This window comes from Microcoleus sp. PH2017_05_CCC_O_A (genome assembly GCF_020738785.1).
In the GTDB taxonomy this organism is placed as follows: domain Bacteria; phylum Cyanobacteriota; class Cyanobacteriia; order Cyanobacteriales; family Microcoleaceae; genus Microcoleus.
Map to the genome: position 1 here is coordinate 1 of NZ_JAEQCB010000118.1, position 17,102 is coordinate 17,102.

Annotated in this window: 13 protein-coding genes; 6 read left to right on the top strand and 7 right to left on the bottom strand. The window is 46.0% G+C overall.

All coding sequences use genetic code 11. The features are described from left to right. Nucleotides 1-145 precede the first annotated feature (145 nt). The 4 genes from JGK20_RS24030 to JGK20_RS24045 all read left to right on the top strand — a co-directional run bounded on the left by JGK20_RS24030 (nucleotide 146) and on the right by JGK20_RS24045 (nucleotide 7,233). Nucleotides 146-991, top strand: coding sequence for a M48 family metalloprotease (locus tag JGK20_RS24030; RefSeq protein WP_293232404.1), 846 nt, complete (start codon nucleotides 146-148; stop codon nucleotides 989-991). 325 nt (nucleotides 992-1,316) lie between these two features. Next, nucleotides 1,317-3,182 (top strand): ATP-dependent zinc metalloprotease FtsH4, encoded by a 1,866-nt coding sequence (gene ftsH4 / locus JGK20_RS24035; protein WP_293217989.1) that lies wholly within the window; start codon nucleotides 1,317-1,319, stop codon nucleotides 3,180-3,182. A gap of 878 nt (nucleotides 3,183-4,060) precedes the next feature. After that, entirely contained in the window at nucleotides 4,061-5,809 is a 1,749-nt protein-coding gene (locus JGK20_RS24040) for a hypothetical protein (protein WP_293189231.1), read from the top strand. Between the two features lie 2 nt (nucleotides 5,810-5,811). Then, nucleotides 5,812-7,233 carry a hypothetical protein gene (locus tag JGK20_RS24045; protein WP_293189229.1) on the top strand — a complete coding sequence of 474 codons (1,422 nt, stop codon included), beginning with the start codon at nucleotides 5,812-5,814 and terminating at the stop codon, nucleotides 7,231-7,233. A 98-nt stretch (nucleotides 7,234-7,331) separates the two neighbouring features. Here JGK20_RS24045 and JGK20_RS24050 read toward each other — a convergent pair whose 3' ends face one another. The 3 genes from JGK20_RS24050 to hemE form a co-directional block, all read right to left on the bottom strand. Then, nucleotides 7,332-8,924: a B12-binding domain-containing radical SAM protein gene (locus tag JGK20_RS24050; RefSeq protein WP_293189227.1), complete on the bottom strand. Its 1,593-nt coding sequence runs from the start codon at nucleotides 8,922-8,924 to the stop codon at nucleotides 7,332-7,334. Between the two features lie 390 nt (nucleotides 8,925-9,314). After that, nucleotides 9,315-10,277 carry an NAD(P)-dependent oxidoreductase gene (locus tag JGK20_RS24055; RefSeq protein ID WP_293185478.1) on the bottom strand — a complete coding sequence of 321 codons (963 nt, stop codon included), beginning with the start codon at nucleotides 10,275-10,277 and terminating at the stop codon, nucleotides 9,315-9,317. A gap of 475 nt (nucleotides 10,278-10,752) precedes the next feature. Further along, nucleotides 10,753-11,817: a uroporphyrinogen decarboxylase gene (gene hemE, locus JGK20_RS24060; RefSeq protein ID WP_293185477.1), complete on the bottom strand. Its 1,065-nt coding sequence runs from the start codon at nucleotides 11,815-11,817 to the stop codon at nucleotides 10,753-10,755. Nucleotides 11,818-11,868: 51 nt separating this feature from the next. On the opposite strand from hemE, the gene JGK20_RS24065 reads away from it, so the two are divergent. Together JGK20_RS24065 and JGK20_RS24070 are read left to right on the top strand one after the other, a co-directional pair. Beyond that, complete coding sequence (locus JGK20_RS24065; RefSeq protein WP_293185476.1) at nucleotides 11,869-12,177, top strand: hypothetical protein; 309 nt, start codon at nucleotides 11,869-11,871, stop codon at nucleotides 12,175-12,177. 270 nt (nucleotides 12,178-12,447) lie between these two features. After that, the gene (locus tag JGK20_RS24070; protein ID WP_293205115.1) at nucleotides 12,448-12,651 is read left to right on the top strand and encodes a hypothetical protein; all 204 of its coding nucleotides are present in this window, start codon (nucleotides 12,448-12,450) and stop codon (nucleotides 12,649-12,651) included. A 369-nt stretch (nucleotides 12,652-13,020) separates the two neighbouring features. On the opposite strand, the gene JGK20_RS24075 is transcribed toward JGK20_RS24070, so the two are convergent. From JGK20_RS24075 to JGK20_RS24090, 4 genes are all read right to left on the bottom strand, one after another. After that, the gene (locus tag JGK20_RS24075) at nucleotides 13,021-13,821 is read right to left on the bottom strand and encodes a hypothetical protein (RefSeq protein ID WP_293189221.1); all 801 of its coding nucleotides are present in this window, start codon (nucleotides 13,819-13,821) and stop codon (nucleotides 13,021-13,023) included. Between the two features lie 329 nt (nucleotides 13,822-14,150). Beyond that, complete coding sequence (locus JGK20_RS24080) at nucleotides 14,151-15,080, bottom strand: LD-carboxypeptidase (RefSeq protein WP_293232407.1); 930 nt, start codon at nucleotides 15,078-15,080, stop codon at nucleotides 14,151-14,153. A 329-nt stretch (nucleotides 15,081-15,409) separates the two neighbouring features. Further along, nucleotides 15,410-16,171 carry a type I methionyl aminopeptidase gene (map, locus tag JGK20_RS24085; RefSeq protein WP_293176554.1) on the bottom strand — a complete coding sequence of 254 codons (762 nt, stop codon included), beginning with the start codon at nucleotides 16,169-16,171 and terminating at the stop codon, nucleotides 15,410-15,412. 43 nt (nucleotides 16,172-16,214) lie between these two features. Further along, the coding region (locus JGK20_RS24090) for a glycosyltransferase family 4 protein (protein WP_293232406.1) at nucleotides 16,215-17,102 on the bottom strand (888 nt) is incomplete at its 5' end.

Genomic DNA, 17,102 nt, shown 5'->3' on the forward strand with positions numbered 1-17,102 from the left:
GGTTCGTAGTCAGGACTTTAGTCCTCTGAAAAATGCGGACTAAAGTCCTCACTACGAACCAATTTTCATTGTTGATACTTCAGATAGATGTGGAGGTAGCTGTCAGTCGGGTAGGCTACAGGCTAAACTTTTTAGGTAAAGGCCTGTGAATAGATTTTTATTCCGATTCGCGATCGGCTTATTAATGGCATTTTTTGGGGCTATCACCTATTTTACCAGCAGCGTACAAAATCCCGTCACTGGAGAGAAACAGCGGGTGCAGCTTTCTCCCCGCCAAGAGGTAGTTTTGGGATTGGAGGCGCGAGACAAAATGGCGGCTCAATACGGCGGGCTTTATCCGGGCCAGAGTATTCAACAATATGTCGATCGAGTAGGAGAACGAGTTGTCAACGGTTCAGAGGCGAAAAAAGCGGGTTATCCGTTTGAATTCCACCTGCTGCGAGACCCCAAAACTGTCAATGCTTTTGCTCTCCCTGGGGGACAAGTTTTCATTACCGCCGGACTGATGCGGCGCCTGAATTCTGAGGCTCAGTTGGCGGCTGTACTGGGGCACGAAAGCGGTCACGTTGTGGGGCGACACGCTGCGGAACACCTTGCAAAACAGCAGTTGGGCAGGTCTTTGGTAACGGCGGTTGGGGTGGCGACTACTGACGATCGCGGTGGCGGACAACAAGCAGCATTAATTGCTCAAGCTGTCAATCAAGTTGTCGGTTTGCGGTACGGTAGAGCAGATGAACTTGAGAGCGATCGGCTCGGTTTTCAGTTTATGACAGAAGCGGGTTACGATCCTAGAGGTATTGTTGAGGTGATGAAAATTCTCGGTTCTGCTAGGAATGGCGAAGCGCCGCCGGAGTTTTTGAGCTCTCACCCGAATCCTGAGAATCGAGTTGAAAAGTTGCAAGCTTTAATCGCGCAAAGTTTCCCTAACGGCGTTCCAGCTAATTTAGTTTCTGGACGCGAAGAGTTTGCTAAGAATGTCTCGGGCGGTTAGCCAGAATTCTAATATATCGAACCGCGAAGACACGTTCGGCGAAGCCGTTCCCGTAGGGTAGGGCGCGAAGCAAGAAAAGAGCGAGAGAATCTTAAAGGGATTCTGAAGTAAAAACCATTCATTAACTATCAACCAATAATTTATAACTATAACTTTCTGCTCTTCCTTCGTGTTCTTCGCGTCTTCGCGGTTCGTTTTTCATGCCCAATCAGTGCAGCCCGGTTAACCGACTAATCAAGTGAGGAAATCCGCTTAGCACTCCGCGCACTTTTGATGGCAAAATATATGAATAAAACAAAATTAACTAAAAGGATGACACTTATCAATGGCAATTAAAGACCAGCCCCAACCCCCTCGTTTTCGCCAAATCAGCAATATCGTGTTATTGCTATCAAGCTTGTTTTTACTGGCAAACATCTTTTTGCCCAATTTGTTAGGGCCACAAATTCCCCAAGTGCCTTACAGTTTGTTCGTCCATCAAGTCCAAGAACAAGATGTAGTCAGAGCTTCGGTAGGTCAAAATGAAATTCGTTACCAACTCAAAGGCGAAGGCGACAAACCAGGACAAGTTTTGTCAACTACGCCAATTTTTGACCTGGAACTGCCTAAACTTTTGCAAGAAAAAGGCGTTGAATTTGCGGCAACTCCGCCTTCTAAAAATGGCTGGATCGGCAGTGTTTTAAGCTGGGTCGTTCCGCCACTGATTTTTGTAGCAATATTTCAATTTTTCATGAACCGGGGCGGTGGTGGGCCACAGGGCGCGCTGTCGATCGGCAAAAGCAAGGCTAAGGTCTACGTAGAAGGCGAATCTGCGAAAATTACTTTTGCTGATGTCGCTGGAGTAGAGGAAGCTAAAACTGAATTAGTCGAAGTTGTTGAGTTCCTGAAAACTCCCGACAGATTCACGGCAATTGGCGCGCGAATTCCGAAGGGCGTGCTGTTAGTCGGGCCGCCGGGAACTGGCAAAACTCTGTTAGCAAAAGCAGTGGCTGGTGAAGCTGGTGTGCCGTTTTTTAGCATCTCTGGTTCGGAGTTTGTCGAACTGTTTGTCGGTGTTGGTTCTGCGAGAGTCCGAGATTTATTTGAGCAGGCTAAGAAACAGGCTCCTTGTATTATTTTCATCGATGAATTGGATGCGATCGGCAAATCTCGTAGCACAAATGCGGCATTCGGCGGCAATGATGAGCGTGAACAAACTCTCAATCAACTATTAACTGAAATGGACGGTTTTGCTGCGGGCAATACTACGGTAATTGTGCTGGCTGCAACGAACCGCCCGGAAAGTTTGGATGCTGCTTTGTTGCGCCCCGGCCGTTTCGATCGCCAAGTTTTAGTCGATCGCCCGGATTTATCTGGCCGCGAAGCAATTTTGAACATTCACTCGCAAAAAGTGAAGTTGGGCCCGGATATTGACTTGAAGGCCGTCGCCACTCGCACCCCCGGTTTTTCGGGCGCAGACTTGGCAAATTTGGTCAATGAAGCTGCCTTGCTGGCGGCTCGTAACAAGCGGCTCACTGTCGCACAGGAAGACTTTTATGAGGCATTTGAGCGTGTTGTAGCTGGCTTGGAAAAGAAAAGCCGGGTGCTCAACGAAAAAGAGAAAAAGATTGTGGCTTACCACGAAGTTGGGCACGCGATGGTTGGTGCTCTGATGACTGGCGGCGGCGAAGTGGCGAAAATCTCGATCGTGCCGCGCGGTATGGCTGCATTGGGTTACACGTTGCAATTACCGACTGAAGACCGTTTCTTGTTGGATGAGTCGGAGTTGCGCGGTCAGATTGCTACACTGCTTGGAGGGCGATCGGCTGAGGAAGTCGTGTTTGGTAGCATCACTACCGGCGCTTCCAATGACTTGCAAAGGGCGACTGATTTAGCTGAACGGATGGTGACAACTTACGGGATGAGCAAGGTGTTGGGGCCTCTAGCGTACGATCGCGCTCAACAATCGTTCCTCGGCGATGGTATGGGAAATGCGCGCCGTGCGGTGAGTGCCCAGACTGCTGAGGCGATCGACCAAGAAGTCAAAGAAATTGTCGAAACTGCACATCAGCAAGCTTTGGATATTCTGAAAACTAATCGGGAATTGTTGGAAACAATCACGCAGAAGCTGTTGGAAACTGAAGTAGTTGAAGGTGAGGCTTTGCACAAATTACTGGCTGAAGTGCGGCCTTTAGATCAGGTTGCGGCTTGAGTTTCACAGGGTTGAGTCGGACTTGCCCATGAGGGTCCAGAAACCGGGTTTTTACCAGAATAATTGGCTGTAGCCGACAAATTCGGAAAAAACCCGGTTTCTTTATTCGGAGTGGAATCCCAGAAACCGGGTTTTTGCGAGAAGACGCGCTGTAAGCGACAGATTCGGTAAAAAACCCGGTTTCTTTATTCGCAGTGCGTAATTCCTGTTTAATTAAACCGCATATGAACGCAGATGATTCTAAATCATCTGCGTTTTTTAGTATGCGGGTGAGTTCAGCCGTTTGCCCGACCAACCAGTATCAACGGACACCGCGCGCTCCGAGGTAACTCCTATGCCGATCAACCTGCCGTTCCGATGCGAGTCGGAACGCCGGATTTGTCTCGCAGCTAAGGTTTACAGCTCTTAGGATTGCGGGAACCTCCGCACTTTTGCCCGCCACAAATAATCCGATAGTTCCATGTAACATAGGCTACAAAAAAATTGAGATGGTTACTGAATTACTGAGAAAAACAGCTTTTTCCTGAAAACTATTGCTAGTGCTACTCAACCTGTGAGAATATTCGGCTAGTAAAGTTAATCGTCATTGAGCTATGGCTAAACTTGAGTTACCTGAGTCTCTAGAATCTGTATTCGCTCGCGTTGAGGAATTTTTAGGTTCCTCAAAGAAGATTTTAATCGTTACTGGCATGATTGGAACTGGCCTGCATCTTCTACAAAAAGCTATGGTCGATACATCTATATCCTTAAGCCGAAATTACTCTGTTCTTGCTCCTAATAGTAAAATTGCGTCTCTTTATCCAGTAGAGTCAAAGAGTATTTACTCGCATATCTTCACAAAAAACTATAAAGTAGAGAAGGAGCAGCTGATCTATGGATTGAACAAAAATCAGGATACAGAGCAACAGGTTTACATCGTCGGTGAGGCCCACCTGATATCCGATTCACAGTTTGAAACTGATGTTTTTCGTTACGGTAGTGGGAAACTTCTCACGGATTTTTTGGAATATACGGAAATTGAAAAGACTCAAAGACAGGTGATTTTTCTGGGCGATCCGTTTCAGCTAACGAGAGGCAAAACAGATGAATCTGCACTGTGTTACGAGCGATTGCAGGCTGCGATAGACGGTGAGATCGATCGCATCAATCTTGAGTTTATACTTCCAGACCAACAGCAAAATTTGTTTGTCAAAAATTGTCAAAAAATCGCTCAAAGCATACATTTTAGCAGATTTAATCAGCTCAGAGCGATCGCCGATGACTCGAATTGCATCCAAATAGTCGATCGCGATCGCCAACAGGAGATATCGAAAGCTGTATTCCTGGAAGATTCCCGATTTACCAAGTTTATAGTTTTCACCAACGAATTGGTTAACCGCATTAATCATCAGGTTAGACAAGAGTTTTTTGGTCGAGGTAAAGAGATCGTTGCAGGTGATATTGTACATATCCACAATAGTCCTGTCGAAGTAGATGAACAAAAGCTAGAGCAAACTTATATATCAAATAACTCTTTTGCTGAAGTCATAGAAGTTAATCCCAATACACCCTTAATCCAACCGCTGAAAGGACGCGAACAGCCAATTCAGATAAATTTTTTGCGGATTAGAGTGCGGCTACTTGAGAACGGTAAAGAGGTCGAGTTCCTCTGCTTGAGCGATTATTTATATGCGGACAAACCAGAATTTGACAAGGACACACTTGTAGCTCTGCGGGTTTCAGCAATTAGCAAATTTAGACAACAGCAGAAACAGGTAAGAGAATCAGACGAATCGGACAATTCTAGCGAAGCAAAGTTTCTACGCAACGATCCGTACTTAAACGCAGCGCGTCTGAGGTTTGGTTACGCGCTGACTCTGCATCGCGCCCAGGGGCAGAAGTTTAAAACTGCGATCGCGAATATGGAGACTGGCCAGGGACAAACAAATGCCACTTATTTTCGATTGGTTTATACCTTGTTTTCTGTAGTTCAAAATCGACTTTTTATCCTGAATTTTCCCTCGATTACACCATTTTTTAAAGCAACTTGGAACGGCAGTCAAGGCAAGCTAGATTCTGTTGTTTTCAAGGATATCATTGCATTTGACCCTGATTCAGAATCAGGTAATGCAAATATTTCGGCTTTCCCTATCCTGGAAAAACCTTTAAAAAATCTTTACTTGCATATCGCGGAAAGTCTTACATTTCATAGAATTCAGGTAATTTCATACAAGCATAATAGTTATCAGGAAGTTTATGGTTTTAGCTCAGAAGACGATACAGAAATGTGTTCTCTTCGCTTGCATTATAATGGCAAATTTCAGGTGACGCGAATTGAAACTGTGAAATCTGAGCCGATGGAATTTGCCACTGTCGTTGTGGATGCTATCACATCAAAACTGCGATTAGGAAATGAATTTCAGCAAACAGTTCACGATCTAATTAAAGCCAAACTCGACCCACACAAAATAGTAATTCAGGGAATTGAACACCATGATTATCACGAAATTTACTATCTCAAATCAGACATGGGCGCTCTCAAAATGCAAGTTTTCTACGATGGAGATGGTTTTGTGACGCAAGTTTTCCCGATCGGATACACAAATGTACAAGTTGTAGAATTAGTTCACCTCGCACTGGAGTTATAAAAATGTCGAATTTAACAGAAGAAATCAAAAATTTGAGAAAAGCTGGACAGATAGATGAAGCTTATTCCAGAGGGTACGAACTGCTAAAACAGCATCCAAACGACAAATTTCTGGCTAGCAGTGTTGGTTGGGTTCTCTACGACAAAGTAAAAAAACTGGTAGATACAGCTAATCAATCTGAATCCATAGATACAGAGTCGTCTGTCAGCCAGATCAAGGAAATATTGGGAGAATATTACAAACTCAAGCTGAATCGACCGGATTTGCTATTTAGTCGTTTGCTATCCCAAATTCTACGATTTCCAAAGCAAATCAAGTTTTTACCAAAGTTCCTAAAATGGGCTGGTGTTGATAGTTTTCAAGCGGAAGACTTTCAGGTTTCTACTGCTAATGATGGTAAAGTTTTTGATTCGCTGGTTGAGAAAACAGCAAGAGAAGTAGGAAAGATTGCTTGTGAATTGACTGTTCAAGATTATCTTGATGCAACAGAATTACAAAATTTTGCCATTACATTGATCGATGTTGCACTTGATCGCGCCAAAGTTCAAAAACCGGAATGGCTAAATTATCGCAAGGCTTTATTGCTAAATCGTTTGGGGCGATCGACAGAAGCTCAAAAACTTCTGGTTTCCTTTGTGAAGCAGAAGCGTAGCGATTACTGGGCGTGGCACGCATTAGCTAAAGTCGTGGAAACCTCTGATCCTACACTAGCATTGGCACTTTGTGCAAAAGCGTGTTTGACTTGCAGGGATGAAAATTTTGGTGTTGGCGTTTTTGAGGATCTCAGCCGACTCGCAGCAAATAAAGGACAATGGAAAGTGGCTAAATGGGCTGCCGATCGAGCTTTTAATGTTCGTAACAGTAACAAATGGAAAATCCCCCAATCGCTCCGTAATCTCTTGACTGCTAGTTGGTATGCTGGTGCTGGAAATATATCTAACGCAGAGGAAGTGTTAGAAAATATAGCTGCTGATGCCGAAAAGGTGATTTGGCAAAATTGCCCGCAATTGAATGCTAACTACCTCGGCTCGTTTACAGCAAAAACTGGCAAGATGATGCTCAAGTTTGGATTGCATTCTGATAGTGTATCTGAAGAAGTTGTTAGTCCAGAACGAGGAATGCTGAAGAATTTAAATCTACTAATGGGCGCGCCGGTGATAGTGACTGTTGATGAGAATGGCGATCGGCTAACGGTGGTTGCTGTTGAGAAACGCGAATCGGGCAAACTATTTGATAGTATGTCTTGTAAAACAGGTCGGTTTCGCTTGCATCAAAAGGGTTTTGGGTTTGTAGAGGATGTTCATGTTCCTCATGAATTAGCTTCTCAGTTGCAAAATGATCAAACAGTTAATCTTGCTGTTGTCAAAAGGTTTGATAAAAAGAAAAATCAATGGGGTTTGACTGCGATCGCGCTACTTAATTAGTTAGACTACAGTTTCGCCGTAAAATGCTCTTCTTTTAGATATCCGACTTCTTAATTAAATAAGTCGGATATCTGGCTATTCGGTTGAATTCTTCAACCCTAAACCACTTGCACTTCCTTTTCCTCAGTAGCAACAGGTTGTTGATACACTGTCTGAGACTCATTAGCCAAAAACTCGGCTAATTGAGCCTCGATTTCATCCCGCACAATTTGGCGGTATTCCAGGAAATGCTCGTTGTGGGCGCACACTGTTAAATAGTGATCCCAAACGGCAGGATTGCGTTTGAGAATGCTGAACAAATGATGCCAGAACTTCCAGCGAGTTGAACGCTTGACTCCTTGGCGCCAAACTACGGTTAGCAGTGCTCGCAAGTCGATCCAACTGGGGATTCTTGATGGTATATTTGCTGTAGGTGCACCTAACATCAAGAAGTGGCGGTAGGTGCGGTCTAAATATTTCTCAGCATCGTACACGTCAGAAAATGCTTGAACATATTCTCTCGCGATGTCTTCTAGCGGCCGCGTCGGAATGAAGTTCATCAATGTAGTCTGATTCAAGTTGCCGGATTTGTCGCGCAATCTGCCTTCTTTTGCTAGTCGGTGCGATAATGCAGTGTGCGGTAAAGCTTGCAGCATTCCAAAGGTTGTACTGGGAATTGCTGCTGCTTCGGCGAAGTTGACGATGCGTTGGCCTGCGCCCGGTTTTTCGCCGTCGAATCCGATGATGAATCCGGCCATTACTCGCAAACCTGATTTGGCAATTAATTCTACTGATTCTATCAGGGAGTTGCGAGTATTTTGGAATTTTTTGGTCATTTGCAAGCTTTCTTCGTCGGGGGTTTCAATTCCTAGGAATACGGCGTTGAAATGACATTTCACCATCATGTCCATCAATTCTTGGTCTTGGGCTAAGTCGATGGATGCTTCTGTGTTGAAGTTGAAGGGGAATTTGTGTTCTATTTGCCAGACTTCTAAGTCTTTTAGCAATAGTTTGACACTGCGTTTGTTGCCGATAAAGTTGTCGTCTACCATGAAGACGCCGCGCCGCCAACCTAGGTTGTAGAGACAGTCTAGTTCTGCTATTAATTGTTGGGGTTCTTTGGTGCGGGGTTTGCGCCCGTAGAGGACGATGATGTCGCAGAATTCGCACTGGAAGGGACAGCCTCGGGAAAATTGAATCGACATTGAGTCGTAGCTGTCTAATTCCAGCAGGTCGAAGCGGGGAACAGGGGTTGTGGTAACATCGGGTTTTACGCCGTCCGATCGATAAATTCCACTTTTTTCACCGCGCGCGATGGCTTCGACGAACATCGGTAGGGTGATTTCGCCTTCGTCGAGAATCAGGTAATCGATGCCGGCTGCTTGGGGCTCTTCGGGTACGGAAGTTGGGTAGGGGCCGCCACAAGCTACGGATTTACCGCGCCGTTTGGCTTCGCGGATGATGTCTAACAAGTCTTCTTTTTGGACAATCATCGCCGACAGAATAACGAGCTCTGCCCATTCCCATTCTGCTTCGGTGATTTGTCGGATGTTACGATCGACTAACTTGAATTCCCATTCTTGGGGTAGAATGGCTGCTACTGTGACCAAACCCAGCGGTGGAAGCAGCACTTTGCGATCGACTAATTCTAGGATTTTCTCATAAGACCAGAATGTTTTCGGGAACAGGGGGTAAACTAGAAGCACTCGCATAGTATGTTAAACCTCACATCACTAAAAGACTTGCGATCTGGCTGGCGTTTGAGAGTTCGATCGACTCTCAATATTTAATGTTAAGGCTAAAATTACGATCTTGCCCGCGATCGACTATCTAGAAAGGGGCGACACCCCCTAACACAAAGATAATGGGCGCAATTTTTAGCTTGCAGTTCCCTGTTATAGTTGGCAAATGTTGATATCTTATCGTATCTCACCATTGATTGACGATAATCGCTTCAAAAGTGCCCGAATCAGGCAAAAAAGAATTTGAAATAGTAGAGTTGAATAGGATAAAGAATTAGGGACGGGCTAGAAGCCCATCCCACAAGAAAGATTGTGGGATGGGCTTCTAGCCTGTCCGATTATTGGTGCGGAGTGTACGGACTACTTTGTATTTTTATCTGGAATTCCGCTAGTTCTTAACATATCAGCAACTGTGCCGCAGTAACTCGGCAATCCAATGCTTTCGGGATTGACCAGATTTTGATAGGTAAAATGGCGGTAGCTGATACAAAATCTATCCCAAGCAGCCATCTGAATTCGGAACAACCAAATAAAAAAATCGGCAAGCCAAGGTGACAGAGTAATCCGAAAAAATATTTTTGTATGCAAATACTTGCAAGCTTGTTCGACAACTTCGTTCGCGGTAATCGCCGGATTTCCGAGTACAAAATGTCGCGGTTCCTCGGAATCGGACGGATGTTCGACTAAGTAATTAACTACTGTGGCAATGTCTGCACCGTGGATGAAGTGAAAACTGCCATCTGCTTTCAGCCAGCGAATCAAACCAATCCATTTGGCGACAAGCGGCAAACCGGATGATAGGTGAGAAACTGGTTTTTCTGCGTCTCCTCCTAATACTAAGGTTGGGTAAAGTGCGGTAATTGGAGGCACATTTGTTAACGTAGATAATTGCGTCATGCAATCGTATTTGGAACGAACATAATCTGTTCCTAGTTCTCCGGCTTCTTTGAGCAAGTTGTTATCTCTACCGAGAATACTGGCGGTTGAAAAGTATATTACTTGTTCGCAAGTCTGGGGCGAAAGTAGTTGAATGAGGCGCAGAGTTTTGGTGACGTTGACATCAAAAACTTCTTGGGTTCCTCCCCAAGCTGTGGCTGCTAAAATTGCTACGTCTATTGTTTGCAGCAGTTCGGAATGGCGATCGATATCTTTCATGTCGCCTTGTATGATATTGATGCCCGATCGCGCTTTCCAGTCAAATTTTAGCTTATCGGGGTTGCGAACTAATAGGTAGAGTTCGTGGTTTGTCTGTTGAATCAAGGTTTCGGCCATGTAGTGACCGATACAGCCACTTGCACCCGTTATGAAAATTTTTTTTGTCATTTGCAGAAGGGGAAGGGGGGGAGGTGGGGAGAGAGGGAGAGGGGGAGAGGGGGAGTTATTGGTTTGAATTTGAGGCTTTAGTCGGCCATAGATTTGGGTGACAGTTGAGGTTTGATCCCCCTAAATCCCCCTTAATAAGGGGGACTTTGAATGCTCTTGTTACTTCGTTTTTTAGCGAGACTTTGAATGCTCTTGTTCCCCCCTTCTTAAGAGGGGTTAGGGGGTATCTCCGGATTCTATTACCAGGAGTTAAAGGGGATTTTCGGTGGGTGGGGGCGGGTTTATTTCACTTGTTTGTAACTTTTAAGGTTGTTGGTGAACCCGCCCCTACGGGTTTTTGGGGTTTGAATTCCTGTCAAATTTAAGTAGTGGGGGCGGGTTTATTTCACCTGTTTGCAACTTTTAAGGTTGTTGGTGAACCCGCCCCTACGGATTTTGGAGAATGAGGTTTTTGGGGTTTGAATTCCTGTCAAATTTAAGCGGTAACTGCGAGCAATTTGTCGGCTTGTTTGGCGGTTTCAAAGAAGAAACGCACGTTATCTTCGGGGGTTCCCGGCAATACGCCGTGTCCTAAATTGAGGATGTGTCCGCGATCGCCCGCTTTGCGAATTGTATCAAGAATTCGATCGCGAATAAACGGTTGAGAACCAAACAATACGCCGGGATCGAGATTTCCCTGAACGTTCATGTTGGGCCCCAAACGCTTGCGCGCGTCGGCCATATCAACCGTCCAATCGACGCTGACGATATCTGCGCCGGATGTAGCCATGCGTTCGAGAAGGCCGCCGCTACCTGTGACTAATAGGATTAGCGGTGTGTCGGGATGGGTTTTTTTGACTTGCTCGAATACCTGTTTTTGGTATGGTAGAGCGAAGGTGTCGTAATCCTGCGGGGACAGTTGGCCGGCCCAGGAGTCGAACATTTGCACTACTTGGGCGCCGCAGTCGATTTGATAGCGCACGTAAACTGCGATCGCATCTGCAAATTTCGACAGCAACTGATGCAGTAAAGTTGGATCGGAAAATGCCATGTTTTTGATAATCGCATAATCCTTAGAACCTTTGCCCTCAACGGCGTAGGCTGCTAAAGTCCAGGGCGCGCCGACAAAACCGAGCACGGTGGATTTGTTGCCGACTTCCGCGCGCAGGGATTTGAGGATAGTTTTGATAAAAGGCAAACTTTCTTCCGGGTTCAGCGGTTGCAGGTTGTCGATTTGCTGCTGAGTGCGGATGGGTGCGTGGATAATCGGGCCTTTACCTTCGGCGATGTCCATGTCGATGCCCAAACCGGGCATTGGGGTGACAATATCGGAAAACAAAATTACGCCGTCGGGTTGAAACGCGCGCCACGGCTGAAGGGAAACTTCGATCGCAACTTCGGGTATTTCGGAACGTTCGCGAAAGGAGGGATACTTTTCTCGCAAATCTCGATAGGCTTTCATGTAGCGACCGGCTTGGCGCATCATCCACACGGGCGGGCGGTCTAGGGTTTCGCCGCGGGCTGCCCGCAACAGCAAGGGAACTTCATTTAATGATGACATCTTAACTTTTCTCGAATTTAGATCTTTTAATGTCTTTGGTAGCTTACCACTGTGCGATCGTCCTTTTCGATCGAAAATTCGGCGATCGGCCCGCAGCAGCTATTGTCTGATGTCTGTATGTGTATTCGGACTGACGCGGGGCTCAGAAACCGGGTTTTTGGCGATAATTCTTCGTCGCAGTCGGCAGATTCGCAAAAAAACCCGGTTTCTTTGGGTTTGATGGGTAAATTCCCTACTATCTATCATTGCGAGGCACTATCTGTCATTGCGAGGAACGTTAGCGAAGCGATCTCTTATGAAAGCAATCTCCGCATCTATTTTTTCAGCGCTTCTGTTTTCTGGACTGAATTAATTCATTAATTGGTAGAGCTTGATTTGCGATCGAACTGTGGTAGTTTGCGAGGGGTCGGGAAAATGGCTGAAAATACGCTGTTTCGTTCTAACCCTCGCAGCATTGCTGGGCAAGGGTTTCAGCGAGTTTTTCTGCGGGGTTGAAGGAGTTTTGACGGATAATTTTGGGAACCCTTGCAAATCTCCCCACTCGCTGGGGAAAATAATTGAATGGAAACTTGACCCAAAAAAATCAATAGGAATATAATTAAATTATACGAACTTAAAGAGTAAATAAAGATGTTTGATTGGATTGTCAAAACTGTAGTTGATGCTTCAGGGGTAACTAGCCAGCTCAAAGTAGCTGAATGGGCAAGATTGAATCAGACTAATGCTTTTGATATGGGCCCCAAAAACTACCAGAGGTGCTTACATGATTTAGGTTTAGGTGGCAAGTATCATGAACTTGAATACAATGAAAACGGAAGCCTTAAATATCAATAGTATCCATTATTTTTGGAACTGAATTAATTGCCTCACAAATTTTAGCTGGTAACCAGCAACTGATTCAGGAATACAAAATTACATCTAAAATACCAAGATTTGTAGGGGCGGGTTCACCCAAATCTACAATGAAATCGACGGACTCAAAAACCCGCCCCCACCCATCACTCCAAGTTAGGGCGGGTTTATAGATATTGTTGATTTGAGTTACACATCCGGGTGAGCCCGCCCCTACAATTCCTCGGAAAAGATGATTTTTTCGGGCTTATCTAGTTGGGTGGGGGCGGGTTTATAGATATTGTTGATTTGAGTTACAAATCAGGGTGAACCCGCCCTTACAATTCCTCGGAAAAGATGATTTTTTCGGGCTTACCTAGTCACACACACTCCGCCTACAGATACGCGACATTGATCGGGACGATCGAACCTGCTATTATCATTAGATCGATCGAATCTACCATCATCCGCCCTCGCCGAATCTAAATCCCTAGTCCGCGAATTGTAATAATAATCGCCCGCCGGTACAGCCCTAGTCGGTACAGCGCAATAAGTCCCGTCTCTGCCGGTATCGTCAAATCTTACTCTTACCATAGTGCGTCTGAGGCGACAGTCGATCGGGTTTAAGCCAAAATCATCACGCAAAATCCGTTCTCCATCGTAGCTGCTGCTGTTACGGCCCCTGTCGCTTCTGTCATCCCATCTATTATTACTAGCACGTCTGTCGCCGCCATCAATTCCCGCAACTTCCACCGTGTAGCTACCGCCCCTCGCAGCATCTTTCGCTAACACCAAAAGCTTGTAATCGCCACTGCGGGGAATCACATAATTAAAAGAACGGTCTTGGGTAAAAGCGACTTGCTTGTTGTTCCCGTAAAATAGTACCATAACGGGAGTAAAACCGCGACTTCTATCCGTATCTAAAAACACTTGAATGTTATCGCCTTCCCGCGCAGTGAAAGTATATTCTTGACCGCGCAATTCTTCCGTCGGAGTTCCGGGCGTCCACATATTTCGGAAACGGTAAATCGGGGAAGTGCGGCGGATTACTCCATCTATGCGATCGTTATTTTGTATCGATTCGGCAACCGCACTTGACGGAATCGCCGTAAGTGCCAATCCGGTAACTAGGACTGCGGCAGCAATACTGTTTAACAAGTTGTGTGCTTTCATATCAACCTCTCAAAAGTTTTAAAATCTTTTTGCCTTGTTGGCGCCGACATTTGCATACACACTCTATTTTAAATCTAATTTATGCCAACCGTGTTAACCTCACCCAACTGGACTATTTAGGAATTATCGTAGGGTGCGTCAGGGCTGAGTGTTTTAATCACAGACTAATTATTTTTCCCCTGACGCACCCTACCAACTAATAATTTCTCCCTGACGCACTCTACCAACTGACTACCAACTGTACGGTGCGTCAGGGCTGAGTGTTTTAATCACAGACTAATAATTTCTCCCTGACGCACCCTACCAACTTACAGACGTTGATGCCGCATCTAAAGTTGCGATGTATCCCCACAAATCAGCAATCCCGATTCAGCATCGAGACTCGCCTCAATTCCCATCGGTAAAGCAGCGTTAACCCCTTCATGGCCAAACGGTAAATCCGAGACAATGGGAATATTTAAGTCAAAGAGCCGATCGCGCAAAACCTCTTCTATAGTAAAACTAGGACTATCCGGGCCAACCTCGCAGCGACTAAACCGTCCCAAAGCAATCCCCCGCACCCCCGCAAAAGCCCCCGCCATCCGCCACTGAGTCAACATCCGATCGACCCTGTAAGGAGCCTCCGAAACATCCTCAAATGCGAGAATAGCACCAGTCAAATCCGGTTGATAAGGGGTGGAGAGCAAATGAGTAGCCACCGTCAGATTCGCCGGAAACAACCGCCCCGTAGCCTTTCCACCGCCCCATCCCTTACCTTGCAAAGATTGTAACGGACGGCCTTCTACGCAGTCAAAAAGTCGATCGACCGACCAATCCGGTTCCGCGCCCAAAGTTGTCAGCAGCGGCCCGTGAACCCCCCAAATCCCCAATTTGTCGTCATTCCACAGCAAAGCCGTAATATCGGAAAAGCCGATCAACCATTTCGGCCCATGGGAATCGGGAGTCGGAAACCCGGAATTCGTGCGATCGCCCACCTTACCTTTTTCCAAAAGTCGAGTGCTACCGAAACCGCCTCGAACACACAGAATACCGCGACAATCCGGGTCACTGAGGGCATCTGCGAGCTGTCGGGCGCGGTTTTCGTCGGAACCGGCCAAGTAGCCAGCGCGATCGGCAAAACCCGGTGTTAATTCAACTCGATAGCCGCGGGATTTCCAAATTTCCAAACCGCGTTCAAAATTAGTCAATTCTCGCAGCGCGCCGCTAGGTGCGATCGCCCGCAGCAAATCTCCCGGTTGCAGCCATTTCATATTAATAATTATCTATTAAGGTACGTAGTTGCGCTTCAGCGCTCAAAGGTACGTAGTTGCGCTTCAGCGCTCAAAGGTACGTAGTTGCGCTTCAGCGCTCAAAGGTACGTAGTTGCGTTGCGCTTCAGCGCTCTTTTCGTAAATATAGTAATCCTATCTAAGTTTCAAGGTACGACTACCTCTCGTCTTGCTAAACTCATTTTATAGCAAGGATTTGATAATTTCCCGAGCTTGAAAATGATTTAGGATTGCTCTTTCCGTATATAATACTAAGAGCGCTGAAGCGCAACTACGTACCTAATTCCGAATTCGATTCGGCGGAATTCCACCTTTCATACCTACGGTAAAGTCAGAATTTCCACCCCAGAATCAGTCACAGCCAGAGTGTGTTCAAACTGAGCCGAAAGCTTTTTATCCTTAGTGATAGCAGTCCAACCATCCGCCAAAATTTCCACATCCCAAGTACCCTCATTAATCATCGGCTCGATCGTAAAAACCATACCTTGTCTGAGCTTCTTTCCCGTCCCCCGCTTACCGTAATGCAAAATTTCCGGTTCCGTGTGAAAAACGCGATGCACGCCGTGTCCCGCAAAATTTCGCACCACCGAAAAACCCTGCGCTTCAGCATATTCTTGAATCGCCGCACCGATATCACCGGTACGAGCACCAGGCTTAACTTCCGCAATTCCTCTTCTGAGACATTCCTCAGTTACTTCAACTAACCTTTTAGCTACAGGTGAAGGTTCCCCAACAAAAAAAGTTTTAGAAGTATCGCCGTGATAGCCATCAACTAAAGGCGTTACATCAATGTTAATAATGTCACCTTTTCTGAGAATTTGTTTTGCATTCGGGATGCCGTGACAGACAACTTCATTGACACTAGCACACAGAGATTTCGGAAATCCTTTATAACCTAACGGAGCACTTTTTGCACCGTGGGCTAAAGTCCAGCGTTCCGCTTCGTCGTTAATTGCCAGAGTGCTGACACCCGGTTTAATCATTGGTTCGAGATGCAGAAGAAGCTGAGCTGCTAAGCTGCCAGCTTGACGCATTTTTTCGATTTCTCTGCTCGATAAAAGCACTAAACGTTCAGTTGCCATAGTTATTTTTGTGGTCTTTTGTTGTGGTCAATTAAGAGTTTATTTAACTCAATTTTACAATAGACTTGAACCAGCGTTCAAAAAGATCGCCCGCGGCTCCTAAATTGTATTCTACCTCTGCTTGTCGCCGGCAAGCACTGCGGTCAATTTTGTCTAAACGGTCGATCGCACTTACCAAGCCATTTACACTATCAGGTTCCACTAAAAAGCCCGTCAGCCCGTCTCGCACAATTTCCGCCGGCCCCCCGCGCTCGTAAGCAATCACAGGCACACCGCACGCTAAAGCCTCGATCGCCACATTTCCGAAAGCTTCCACCCAGCGCGGCGTCATCAACAATGCTCGGCACTGGCGGACTTGTTCTTGCATTTTGGTTGTTGTCAGAAACCCTAAATATTCTACCGGAGCATCCGGGTAATCTGTACAAATTTTGTGCCAATAATCCTCATCTTGCATTTTGCCCATAATTTTTAGGGGAATGCCTGTAATTTTTGCAGCCGCCACAGCATCTTCTAAGCCTTTTTCCGGGGCAATGCGGCCCAGCCAAGCTAATTTTGGTTCCGGTTGGCTGCAAAAGTCGTACAGCGATAAATCGATGCCGCCGTTTCCCACCAACTCGCACTCGCTAGCAAAGGCAAAGGTTTGGGCTTGGGTAAGGGTGCAAACTCCCAGCGTACCGGGAAATTTGACGGCGATTTGTCCGGCGATGCGATCGAACGATCGCGACATGGAGCCCATACTGATAAAATGTGCGATCGGAGTGTTAAAAAATGGCGTCAAATAAAAAGGCAACCAATCGTAGGCAAAATTAACAATCAGATCCCAATCATCCTGAACTTGGCGAGCGTATTCCCACATATTTGCCAGCACAGAATCGGCAGGCATCACAATCGGATCGTGGTAATCTTGTGTTTGGGCAGTTACTTGCAAATC